The organism is Rhizobium sp. RU33A, from assembly GCF_900156055.1.
Classification (GTDB): domain Bacteria; phylum Pseudomonadota; class Alphaproteobacteria; order Rhizobiales; family Rhizobiaceae; genus Allorhizobium.
The window spans coordinates 42,069-54,081 of record NZ_FTMQ01000009.1; the positions used below are offsets into that span (position 1 = coordinate 42,069).

The following is a 12,013-nucleotide window of genomic DNA, read 5'->3' on the forward strand; positions in this document are numbered from 1 at the left end:
GCAACAAGGCGAAAACGCCGTAGGGCTTATTCCCCCGTGACTGGCCCGCGTTAAGGCTTTGGTATTCTCACCGGTATGGTGGCCTCAATGTCCGGATCGATCGTCGCGGCTACGGATACTGCTCCAGTTTTCAGTGACTTATCCGCGTCTTGGTCGATGGTGGCATGATCGATGACCTTCTTCGATGCTGCGGCGAAAGCGGGATAACCATAGGCCACGGTTGCAGTGGACGCCACGAATCCCGGGCCTCTCACCGACAGCCCGGTGAGGAGCTCTGCGAGCACTTCCGGTCCAAGCGCCTGATGGCAGTATCGCAGTCGGATCTCTCTCGGCTCGTTGCGGCCAAGCTCGACGTCGTGGCCGATGATCTGCCACGCGTAAACGCAGCCGCCTTTGTCGCCCAGTTTGCCGGTCGCTGCGCCATAGGCTCCGTAAGCGTTGCGGCGGATGACCGGATCGATACTCATAGAGACACCCGGGAATTCCCTTCGCAAGGTTCGGGTGATCTCTGCACGATCAGGCCCTTTCCTGAGCGTCGATCTTGAGGCGGCTGAGGTTGATATCGTCAGCGCGTTTTCGCCCTGCAGTAATGTTGTGTTCGCCCAGACCAGAGTTTGCCTGGTCACTCCATCCGTAAATGTCTGGCGAAGGCCGATCGGCATCTCGCCTAGCCCGGTCAGTGAAGCAGAGGCGAGATGAACGGGCAGTTCGCGGTTGCCTGTCGCGACGGGCATATTGCCGGTCATGCCATCAAGGAAGGGATCCTCGACGGTATTGCAACCGTGCAGGCCAAGCAGTGCCAGGATCGCAAGGATGTTTGGCTTCACTAGTTGATCCCCATGCGTTCGTTGATGGCCGCGATGCCCCTGCTGTTTGTCGGGTCTGCCATGACCTGATTGAGCTGGGCGAAGATCGCGCGCGACTGTGCCAGATTGCCGAGGTGGTAGTGGCTCCAGGCGCGCATCTGGCTGATCCCCACCGGCTCCGGCATGATCTGCAGGCGGATGTTCAGCGCTTCGAGCGTCACGCGGTATTGCTTGCGGTCGAAGGCGGCGCGCGCCCGCTGCCAGAGAAGCTCAGCGCGCAGTTCCCGGTCGCGGAGCGGCGTCAGGCTGTGCTGCATCAAGAGAGCCTCGGCGTCGTCGATCAGGTTGGCGCGGAGCAGCGTGAGGCCAAGGCCATAGGCGGCATCATCCGCCTTGCCGCCACCGCCCGCGAGGCCGGCCGTGAAGGCCTGACGCGCTTCGGCCAGATGGTTGAGACCCAGAAGACACCAGCCCTTGGCCACCTGTGCATCCGGCCGCAAGGCTGTCCTCGCTTCAAGCCGCCGCAACTCGGCAACACAGCCGCCATAGTCCTTTTTCTGCAGCCGGGAAAGATAGCCGGCCTGAACGCCTGCGGGTGCCGAGACCGATTTCCCGGCCCGCTCGCGCGGTTCCGCTGCTGATTTCAGCTCGGCGAAAACCGTTTCATAGGCGTCGCCATGCTGTTCCCGCAGGTTGGCAAGGGCTTTCTTCTCGCCCAAGCGCGTCAGGGTGAGGGCCAGGCCCTTCAGACTGTCTGCCTCGGCCTTCCATTCGAAGGCCTTGGCAAACCAGGCACGCGCCGGCTCGAACTGGCGAGAGTTATAGGCATACCAGCCGATGAGGCGGGCGTGATCGGACGATTCCGTCTTCTGGATCGCTTCCGAATACCGGGTCACGACACGTTCATCGATGTCGGTCTTGCCCTCGCCCTTGAAAGGGAAGGATAGCTGATCGAGGAGGAAGGCGTCCTGCCCGGCAAGCATGTCGAGGTGCTCCGTGACAAACGCATAGGCGTCCTCGTCCTTCGATTGGTGGGAAAAACTGAGCGCCATGCCGCGGACGGCTTCCGGCGTCGCCTTGTTCTGCAGCATGCGCTGGAAGAAGTTTGCGGCCTGGTCCGGCTGCTCGATCTTCAGCATGTACCAGCCCATGAGGGCGAGGTCTTCGGGCAATTGACCGCTTTCGGCAACCGTCCTGACAGCGGCGATGATTTCTGGGCCAGGTTGAGGAGCGCCCGCAATGCCCGATGCGAAGTCTCCCAGTTCGCGGCGCATGAGATCGAGGCTGAGCGACCGCATTGCGAGGGCGAGTTCGGGATCGGCAGAGAGGACACGCATCGCCTCCCGCAGATCGGCTGCCGGAATGTCCTCCATCGCCTTTTGCAGGGTGGTGAGAACAATCTCATCTGAAAACGCCTTCTCCGGCGTCCGGAAAAGGATTCCGCGATAGACTGCCGTCAGCCCCTCCTGCATCTCGTTCGCCCGGTGCGCGTCAAGCATCATCCAGAGCAGGTCGATCTCGGTTTCCTGCGCAGGGTCGAGCTTTGCACCTAGACGAATGACGGTCACAAAGTCCTTCGCCTCGCTGGCTCGCGTCATGGCAAATCTCAGCTTGCGCCGCTCGAGCTTGCTGCGGAAATCCTCTGACGGTTCCCAGCCCACATGGCTTGCGGCGATCCGGCTGATTTCCTGCTCGATACCGGCATAGTCATCGCGCTCGTAAAGTTGCCAGAGCGTTGTCTCATCGACATGGTCGCCGGCATCGGGGGCATAGAGGTCGGCCGGGGGCATGAAGCCGGGATATTTCAGTTCCAGGCGGCGGGTCTCGGCTTCGACGCGCTCTGCCTCGCCATTGCGCGCATAGTAATAGAGTGCGGCAAGATCGACCGTGTCGGGGGCTGACGTCGTCTGCGCATTCGCTTCGCCGGTTTCTTGGCCGTTCGAAGGCTGTGCCATGGCGGTGCTCGCCTCGGGTACCAAAAGCGACGTCGCGCTGGCAGGCAGTGATAGAAGCAGCGTGGCAAGGATGGTGCCGGCCAAAAGCTTCATGTTGATTGTCTTCCTCATTCGACTGTCCTCACGCCCCGGCGCGGCACGACGTAACCAACCCACCAGCCGAAGCCGCCCATCAGTGCGAGGACAAGGCCGACATAGATGATGAAGTTGTCGGAGAGCCAGGCAGCCGCGAGACGTCTCAGATTGGCGGGGCTCGTATCAGTGATCGGAAAGAAGCTGTAGCTTTCGGGATAGCGGTTCACGAGTTCGAGGTCCGAGCGGCGGATCACCGCTTCCCCTCCTTCGAGGGCCGTCCAGGTTGCCGGCTTGGTCAGGGCTGCGACGCCCCGCTGAAGCATGGTTTCATCAGCCGCGTTGACATAGGTCCAGACGGCGGCGCTTTCGGCGGATGCCACCTGTCTCACGCTGATCAACTGGTCGCGCGGATCGACCTTGATGTCTTCGCGCCCGATGTCCTTGTAAGCCAGCCAGCGGTTGACGGTCGTCGAGGCGCGCGCAACCCAATCGGAGGCGCGGCTCTTCAATGACAGCTGATCATGCTCGAGCCGCGTTTCGACCTGGAAAGCGTCGAGAAGGGCCTGAGAGTCCGACAATTGGTCGCCCACTGTCACGGACGCCGTGACGAGGTCATCGGTTGAAGACGGCTGCAGGCGATCGCCCTTGTGCCCGGCAAGGGCGGCAAGCTCCAGCGGTTGACCACTGGCACCAACGATCAGTGCATTTGTCGACTTGCGGGGATCCGGACGACCGATCTTGAGCTCGGCCGGCAGAGGGTGGCCTGCCGACATGGCGAGCCGCGTCAGAAGCGTCAGGGCCGAGCCAAATCGGGCGGGTGTCGCCGTATCGACATAGAGATCGAATGCTGCAGAACCCTTTAAGGGGAAGGAGGAGCCAGCAAAGGCTGCAAGGTCCGGAAGACGGCCGGCGCGGGCCAGGGGCGGTATCGTCACCGTGGTTTCTTCGAGCAGCAGGAAGCGAGATCGCGCCTCGTCACGGGCGGCCGGATCACAGACGAGATCGGAAGCGAGCGGCACTTCGGCCAGAACACGAACATGGTTCACGCCGGGATGGAAGGCGCGGAGCGGAAGTTCCAGCGGCTTGTCCTCAAGCGTCGTGCCCTCGGGATCGTAGAGCACGAGGCTTGCCACGGCGCGTTCATTGACGCGGACCAGCAACTGCGTTCCGGGTGCCAGGCCGGACGCAGTGGCCGCATTCAGGTTGAGATCAACCGTGGCATAGTCGCCCGGATAAAAATCGGCGGGCATGACGACATCGAAGCTCGTCTGGAAGAGACGGCCGGCGAAAGGTGTCGTCTGATAACCGATGCTCGACAGCGGGTGTGTGCCCGGGCTCTCGCCATCGATCCGCGTCTTCGTCATGGCGAACTTGTTTGCGCGGATCGACGGAAGCAGGGGGCCGTTGACGGCGGCAACCAGGAGCGACTGAAGCTCACTGTTGTTCGAACCGCGCATGGTGACGATCTGGCGGCCGTGTTCGCCCTGCCGGACGAATAGGCCACGCGGTGCGGCGGCAAGGGCGTCGCGGGCGGGTTGCGGTAAGTTCGCGTCTGCGGGGTCACCGAGATAGAGGTCGATGCCCGGTCCGCTGCCTCCGACGTCGCCGACGGTGATGCTCAGGTCCTCACGACCGAGCACAAGTGCAAGGGTCTGCACGAGGGACAGGCTGTCTCTCAATGTCGCCTGGGGAGCATCGTTTCCGGCAATCACGCGGATTTCCGTGGCGCCATCGCCATTTCGCCCGACGGACAGAAGGCCTGCGAGATCGCCGTCCTTCGGGCGTGCGCTGGTCAGGAAGCCGCTGATCAGCGGATCGACCTGCGTCCACAATTCATAGGTCGCTTGAACGCTGCAGTCGATGCGGTGGTGCTGTTTTGCACGCAGCCGGACCTGATTCCAGCCGACCGTCAGATCCTTGGCGGCGACCGGAATGTCATGGGTCGCCGGACCATTGGGCGAGCGGATGGGTAAGGCCGCGAGAGGCTTGCCGTTCAACTCGATGTCGAGCACGGCGTCATCAGGCATGACCGAGACCGCATTGGTATAGCTCAGTCTCAACAGGCCTGCTGTCGCGGCCTGCTCCGCTGAGAGATAGAAGCTGAGTTCTCTCGCCGCGTCTTCGCCTTCCAGGCGCATGGCGGCTGCCGTCTGGCGGAAGGCGACCATCTGGCGGGGGATGTCCGACACGGCCTGACCCGCGCTCTGGACACTTGCCGCACCAAGGTCTGCGGGCACGAAATCACCCGCATGAGAGGCGTTTGCCGACAGACAAACGAGGATCGCTGCTGCTGAGAGCCGGCGCCGGACTTCAAGGTTATGCATAGGCCGGCCCTTTCACGGCTGCCGGATAGGTCGCGCCCGGCTCCGAAACGCTGCTCGATGTGTTGATGATCAGCGGCGCGTCGGGATGCGAGATTTCCGTCGTTTCGCGAACCAGACGCAAGGCGTAGGTGAAGCCGCGCAGCGTTTCGGTGATCGTCCAGAGGGCAAATCGGAAGGTGCCGGTGAAGAAGCCCTTGTGTTTCTGAACACGGTTCCAGCGCTCCTGAAGCGGCTGCTGTTCGCAATACATCATCTCGGCAATCGCGATGAAGGTTTCGGGTGTGCGCTCGGCAAAGGCAAAGCCGAAGCTCGTCTCGTCCTGCCGGCGCAGCATGCTGCGGCAAACAAGGGGTACGCGCATTCCGCGGCCGTGGCGGCGGATCTCGATTGTGGCCTCTTCGCCCGTCTCCAGCCCGTTCACCGGATGTCCGTCGATGAACTGCAGTGCGAGACCACCGCTCGAGACATCCGCGATGATGACGGCGTGGCTTGTGCCGCCGGAATGCAGGATCGCATGACGCCGAACGCTGAGGCGCTGGTTGCGCCGACGTTCGCGCCGTTCCGAGACGGAGCCGAGGGCAGCACCCGCAATGCCCATGTTGATGATGTTCCAGCCGGCGACGATCAGGAGCAGTTCGGAGGGCATTGCTTCCGTCGTGTAACGCCAGATCGCATAGCAGGTGGCGGCAAAGAGCAGGAAGAATATCACAAAGTATGGGCGCGCCAGCGGTGACAGCTTGCTCTCATCCAGTGTCTGTCCCTTCGACGTGACGTTGAAGGTCGGCTTGCGCGGGTTCTTCACGACGCTCAGGATCGCGCCGAAAAGCATCACCGACTGCACATATTCATAGAGCTCGGAGACCCAGGGCCAGCGGACGCGACCGAAGAGGTAGCTCTGCATGGCGAAGGATGAGATGAGATAGGTCACCGAGTAGCAGATGAATTCGGTGATGTTGGCTTCGAAGATCTGCAGCGAAAAGAAGATGTAGAGCAGCGGCGAGAACATGAAGGTCAACCGCGTCAGGGGAAAGAGCCAGAACAGGTTCGTGCCGGCGTAGCAGATGCGCTGCGCAGTCGAGAGACCGCGCTGCAGGAAGGGGCGGTTCAGCGTCAGGATCTGCAGCATGCCTTGGGCCCAGCGAACGCGCTGACCAATGAAGGAGACGAGCGTTTCGGGCTGCAGGCCGGCGATCAGCGGCTTGTCGACGTAAAGGCTGTGCCAGCCACGGCAGTGGAGCGCGAGCGCGCTCTCGCAGTCTTCGGTGATCGACTGGCCCGAAAAGCCGCCGGTCTCCTTCAATGCCTTGCGGCGCAGAACGGCAGCCGAGCCGCAGAAGAAAGAGGCATTCCACTTGTCGAGGCCGCGCTGCACGACCGAATAGAACATCTCGTTTTCCGACGGCATCTTGCCGAAGGTCTGGAGGTTCTTCTCCACCGGGTCCGGATTGAGGAAGTAGTGGGGTGTCTGGACGAGGAAGAGCTTCTCGTCGTTTCTGAAGTGGCCCACTGTCTCGTTGAGGAATTCGCGGACGGGCGCATGGTCCGCATCGAAGACGACCACAAGCTCGCTGGTCGAGATCGAGAGACCCGCGTTCAGATTGCCGGCCTTGGCATGGCTGTTTTCGGCGCGGGCGTGATAGCGGACCCCAAGCGCTGCCGAAAGCGCCTGCAGTTCCTCGCGACGGCGACGGGCAGCGATTGCGGCACGCGGATCGGACTGTCTGCACTTGGCATCGGTGCCGCCATCGTCGAGCAGATAGACGGTCAGCTTGTCGGCCGGATAGTTCATCGACTTGGCCGCAGCCAGTGTCAGCGCCAGAAGGTCGGCCGACTCGTTGTAGGACGGAACGAAGACGTCGACGGTCGGCTTGTCGTCATCGGCCAGCTGCGGCGCCGGCTTGCGCTGCAGCGGATCCGCGACAATGAAGAAATTGATTGCCAGCATGACCAGGCAATACATTTCCGCCGCATAGAGAATGATGCCCGGGATGAAGTTCCAGGGCTCGTTGATGTCGGGAAGCGTCTCCGTCGTGCGCCAGAACGCATAGCGCAGGGCGAGTACGGCCGAGAACACGAAAGTCATCACGCGGAATGTCTTGTTCTGCGGACGCATCATGAACAGAAGCATCAGGGCCAGGATGACCAGGCTGAGCACCAATTGCGCCTGAAGGCTGATCGGCAGCCAAAGCAGAAACACACCAAAAGCGCCCGCAATGATTGCAGGCAACGCAGCGCACATCATGTGCAGACCCCCATTTTTCATTCATCCGCAGCTTCATCTGCGGCGACCCCTCAGAAGGAATGGCCGGAAATTAGGGGTGATTTCTTAGCAAATTGCTAAGACATCGAGGGGCGAAAGCAACCTGGATAGGCGTCGTTCCAAATTCGTCGCTGAGAATAACATTATGAAGTTGCTAGTCTTTCCCGAAATTGAATTTCGGAAATTCGGCATAAAAGAATAATCAAACCCCTAAGCCTGTTCTAATCGACATGGTTTACGATTTCTGAAAATCGGCACCTTTTCGGTGAAGTCGCGTCAGTCTTGGATCAATTTGAACCTGAAAAGCTCCGCTGCCAGGGCAAACGCCTGAAGTCACGACGCCCGTGCCGCACCTTGAGCTTGGACGCTCGCTCTGCGTAACTCATCCGAGACCTGGGACTGGGTCGGACTGCCGGTCTATTGTGCAGGTGAGACTTCGACCCGGATTTCCAAAGGGTAATGCGCGATAAGCGGCGTGGATCACCCAGTGCTTCATGTTGAGCGCATTCATCGCACGTCTCGCAAAGAACCGTGCCAACGGACATGACGGTAACTTCTAGAACCGCATACTTCTGCCGCTAAATGTGATTGCTGGAGCTAAAACGGAAAATCGGGGGTTCTCGGTTCGCATCCCTTCAAGAGCGAGCATTCGCGTCAATCATCCGCGAACACGGTATTGCCCTCAGTTAGGCCGATTTCGATCAGATCAACTGGTACCTGTAAGCATGGCTCCGGCGACGCTAGAGCGGCGGTTGCAGCCATGCGGCCAATTTCATTGAGTGGTACTTCAATGCTGGTTAAGCGTGTCGTGAGTGCATGTATCAGGGCGGTACCGTTAAAGCCGTTGACAGACACTTTATCCGGGACGGCAATTGCCGCTTCAAGCAGGTAGCGGAGGCCGCCGATCGCCATGGCGTCGTTCAGGTAGTGAATTCCCTGTGGCGTTTCCCCTTGCAAGATAAGCGCTCTTGTCAGGGCGTAGCCGGTCTCCGTGCTACGCGGCAGGTTTGGATCCGTCTTCAGTTGCAGGCTGGCGCCATGCTTTGCCAATGCGCTGCTGTACCCCTGAAGCCTGGAGGCCGCACAGAGATCGCGAGACAGTTGAGACCCAATATAGGCGCAGCGGGTAAGGCCTGCATTGAGGAAGCTCTGCGCCGCCAACCTGCCCGCTTTGAGGTGTGAGAACCCAACTGTTACGTCCAAGTCCGGATTATCGCCATCCCATAAGTGTACGGTGCGTATGCCAGACTGGCGAAGGAGATGCTTGGTGCGTTCGTCACGTGCAATACCCCCGGTCAGAATGAGGGCAGCCGGTTTCATCGTGAGCATCATATGGACGATGCGAAGTTCATTGGCTGGGTCGAAAAAGCTTTCCCCGATAAAGGCGGTGTATCCCTTATCGTTCAGGATTTCGTTGATGCCAGCCAATATTCCCGCAAAGACCTGATCGCCGATTGAGGGAATGACAATGCCGATCAGCGAGCTCGTCTGCGAAGACAGTGAGCCAGCCAATCGGTTTGGAACATAGCCCAGTTCTTCCGCGATCCGGGTGACGCGAGCCCGCGTTTCGGCGGCGATGCGGCCCGTTCCACGCAGCACCTTTGAGACAGTCATGCTGCTGACGCCAGCCGCCTTGGCGACATCGGCGATTGTGATCGTGCGGGGCAAATGCGGGACTTGACTCATGAAAATGTTATCGATACCAATTTGGGTTAACGATAACCCAGTGGAGGGTTAAACGCAACGAGACTTCAGGGAGGAGGATCTCATGCGACGCCTGATTGAGGCAATCTGGTCAATCATCGACGTGTTGATGGCGGTGATACTTGCGGCCATGATTGCCCTCGTCTTTGCCAATGTCGTCCTGCGCTATGGCTTCTCATCCGGCATCCGTCAGTCTGTCGAGCTGGCGCGGCTCTGGTTCGTGTGGATCGTGATGCTGGGTGCTGCCGTCGTCTTGCGCCGCGGGGAGCACCTCGCTGTGGCGGAGTTTTCCGAAGCCCTCATGCCGAGGGCGGTTCCGATCCTGCGTCGGCTCTGCTGGTTCGTGGTGCTCATGGCTGTCGGTATGCTGTTCATCGGTGCCCTTAACCAGACGGTCGCGAACTGGAAGAACATTTCGCCGCTGACGGGCCTTCCGTCCGGTCTCTTCTATCTCGCAGGCGTCGTCTCGGCCGTCCTGATGGGTGTCATTGCCGTCGCCCGCTTTATCCATCCCATGAACGTCGATGCCCGCATGCCCGAGGACATCCATCAATGACCCTGATTCTGTTCCTCACCGTCCTCTTCGTAGCAATTCTGGCCGGTCTGCCCGTCGCCTTCGCATTGCTGTTGTCCGCCATGGTTCTGATGCTGCATCTCGGCACATTCAGCCCTGATATCCTGGCACAGGGGCTGATCAACGGGGTCGACAACTTTCCGCTGCTTGCCATTCCCTTCTTCCTCGTGGCTGGCGAAGTCATGTCAAAGGGCGGGCTGTCGGAGCGTATCGTCCGGCTCGCGATGACACTTGTCGGTCACAAGCGCGGCGGCCTCGGCTATGTAGCGATCATGACCGCAATCGTGCTGGCGGGGCTCTCCGGATCAGCCGTTGCTGATGCCGCAGCGCTCGTCGCCATTCTCTATCCGATGATGCGCAAGGCGGGCTATCCGGAAGGCCGCAGTCTCGGCCTCTTGGCCTCGGGCGGGATCATCGCCCCGATCATTCCCCCGTCACTTCCACTGATCCTCATCGGTGTCGCCGGCAACATCTCGATCGCCAAGCTGTTCATGGCCGGGATCGCGCCCGGGTTGATGATGGGCCTGACGTTGATGGCGGTTTGGTCCTTCATCATGCGCAACGAACAGATCGAAACGCTGCCAAAGGCGAGTGGCAAGGAGCGTCTCGTTGCCTTGAAGGAAGGAATTTGGGCGCTGCTGCTGCCTGTCATCATTATCGGCGGCATCCGATCCGGCGCCTTCACGCCGACCGAGGCCGCTGTCGTGGCCGCCGTTTATGCCATCCTCGTTTCAACGTTCATCTATCGCGCCCTGACCTGGAAGATCATGTTCGACGTTCTGGTTACGGCCGGTCGCTCGACGGCGATGGTCATGTTCCTCGTCGGTGCCGCCATGGTCGCCGCCTGGCTGATTACAGTCGCACAGTTGCCGCAACAGCTCGCCGAGACGCTTCAGCCGCTGATCGATAGCCCAAGGCTTCTGATGCTGGTGATCATGCTGATCGTGCTGGCGGTCGGCATGGTTATGGACCTGTCTCCAACAGTTTTGATCCTGGTTCCGCTGTTTATGCCGGTGGTAAAGTTGGCAGGCATCGACCCGGTTTATTTCGGGCTCATGTTTATTCTCAACTGCTCGATCGGCCTTCTGACGCCCCCCGTCGGCACAGTCCTCAACGTCATTTGTGGCGTCGGACGTGTGCCGATGAGCTTGGCAGTGCGCGGGGTCGTGCCGTTCCTGCTGGCCTATGCCGCGCTGCTCGGCCTTTTCATCATCTTTCCGCAACTCATTACCGTTCCCGCCAAATTCCTTGGCGGCTAAGACTTCACAACAGGGAGGAGCCTGAAAATGAAAATCTTGAAAATGCTTGGACTGGCAACCGCGATCGCTTTCACCGGCGCTTCGGCCTATGCCGAGACCGAATTGAAACTCGCCCATGCGGCCCCCGATACAGACCTGCAGCAGACTCTGTCAGTCTTCTTCAAAGAGCAGGTCGAGGCTCGCACCAATGGCTCTGTGAAGGTCACAATCTTCCCGCAGGGGCAGCTTGGCAACGATCAGGCGATGATCGATGGCGCCCGTTCGGGGATCATCGACATCGTCATGACCGGTCTCAACAACCTGACCGGGCTAGTGCCGGACGCCGGCGCCTTTGAGCTGCCCTTCATGTTTCCGAACCGCGAGCTTGCCTACAAGGTCCTCGACGGGGAGGTCGGTCAGAGCGTGTCGGCGCAGTTTACCCAGCATGGCCTGAAAATGCTCGGTTATCCGGAAAATGGCTACCGCAACATGACCAACAATCGCGGTCCAATCCGCGTGCCGGCTGATGTTTCCGGGCTCAATATGCGCGTCAACAATTCGAAGGCCCTGAACGACATGTTCGCGGCACTCGGCGCCAATCCGACGCAATTGCCGGTCGCCGAACTCTACACGGCGCTTGAGACGGGTGTGGTCGATGCCCAGGATCATCCGATCGGCATCGTCCTGTCCTTCAAGTTCAACGAAGTGCAGAAGTATCTGAGCATGACGCAGCATGCCTATTCGGCGTTGGCGCTCGCCATCAACGACGCCAAGTTCAACGGCCTGACCGCCGATGAGCAGAAGGTGATCCTCGACGTGGCCGCCGAAGCCGTCGCCATGCAGCGGAAGCTGGCACAGGAGAAAGAGGCTTCGATGATCGCTGAGCTGCAGGCTGCCGGCATGGAGGTCAACTCGGACGTGGATGCTGCTGCCTTCCAGGCCGCTGTGAAGCCGGTTTGGGATGGCTATACCGCTGCGAATGGCGATGCAGTCGTCAATGCGGTGCTGGCCACCCAAAAGTAACATACTGCCATTGGTCAGGAGAAAGGGCGCACGATCTGCGCCCTTTTTCATGCC

General features: G+C 60.3%; 8 protein-coding genes. 3 read left to right on the plus strand and 5 right to left on the minus strand.

The window, feature by feature from the left end; all coding sequences use genetic code 11:
• Window positions 1–50: 50 nt before the first annotated feature.
• The 5 genes from bcsN to BW978_RS22160 all read right to left on the minus strand — a co-directional run bounded on the left by bcsN (window position 51) and on the right by BW978_RS22160 (window position 9,106).
• The gene (gene bcsN, locus BW978_RS22140; protein ID WP_076398217.1) at window positions 51–827 is read right to left on the minus strand and encodes a cellulose biosynthesis protein BcsN; all 777 of its coding nucleotides are present in this window, start codon (window positions 825–827) and stop codon (window positions 51–53) included.
• Window positions 827–2,872 (minus strand): hypothetical protein, encoded by a 2,046-nt coding sequence (locus BW978_RS22145; RefSeq protein ID WP_076398219.1) that lies wholly within the window; start codon window positions 2,870–2,872, stop codon window positions 827–829. The genes bcsN and BW978_RS22145 overlap by 1 nt, the downstream gene beginning before the upstream one ends.
• On the minus strand, window positions 2,869–5,160 hold the full coding sequence (locus BW978_RS22150; RefSeq protein ID WP_076398222.1) for a cellulose biosynthesis cyclic di-GMP-binding regulatory protein BcsB: 2,292 nt from the start codon (window positions 5,158–5,160) through the stop codon (window positions 2,869–2,871). Before BW978_RS22150 ends, BW978_RS22145 begins: the two co-directional genes overlap by 4 nt.
• Window positions 5,153–7,423, minus strand: a complete 2,271-nt coding sequence (gene bcsA, locus BW978_RS22155) for a UDP-forming cellulose synthase catalytic subunit (protein WP_348529170.1) — start codon at window positions 7,421–7,423, stop codon at window positions 5,153–5,155. The genes BW978_RS22150 and bcsA overlap by 8 nt, the downstream gene beginning before the upstream one ends.
• A 651-nt stretch (window positions 7,424–8,074) precedes the next feature.
• On the minus strand, window positions 8,075–9,106 hold the full coding sequence (locus tag BW978_RS22160; RefSeq protein WP_076398224.1) for a LacI family DNA-binding transcriptional regulator: 1,032 nt from the start codon (window positions 9,104–9,106) through the stop codon (window positions 8,075–8,077).
• Window positions 9,107–9,188: 82 nt separating this feature from the next.
• Between BW978_RS22160 and BW978_RS22165 the strand changes: the two genes are divergently transcribed.
• From BW978_RS22165 to BW978_RS22175, 3 genes are read left to right on the plus strand one after another with little or no spacing between them, the layout of a single operon-like run.
• A complete protein-coding gene (locus BW978_RS22165) occupies window positions 9,189–9,680 on the plus strand; it encodes a TRAP transporter small permease (RefSeq protein ID WP_076398227.1) in 492 nt (163 codons plus the stop codon).
• Window positions 9,677–10,957, plus strand: coding sequence for a TRAP transporter large permease subunit (locus BW978_RS22170; protein ID WP_076398229.1), 1,281 nt, complete (start codon window positions 9,677–9,679; stop codon window positions 10,955–10,957). The genes BW978_RS22165 and BW978_RS22170 overlap by 4 nt, the downstream gene beginning before the upstream one ends.
• Window positions 10,958–10,984: 27 nt before the next feature.
• The gene (locus BW978_RS22175) at window positions 10,985–11,959 is read left to right on the plus strand and encodes a TRAP transporter substrate-binding protein (protein ID WP_076398232.1); all 975 of its coding nucleotides are present in this window, start codon (window positions 10,985–10,987) and stop codon (window positions 11,957–11,959) included.
• Window positions 11,960–12,013: the final 54 nt, after the last annotated feature.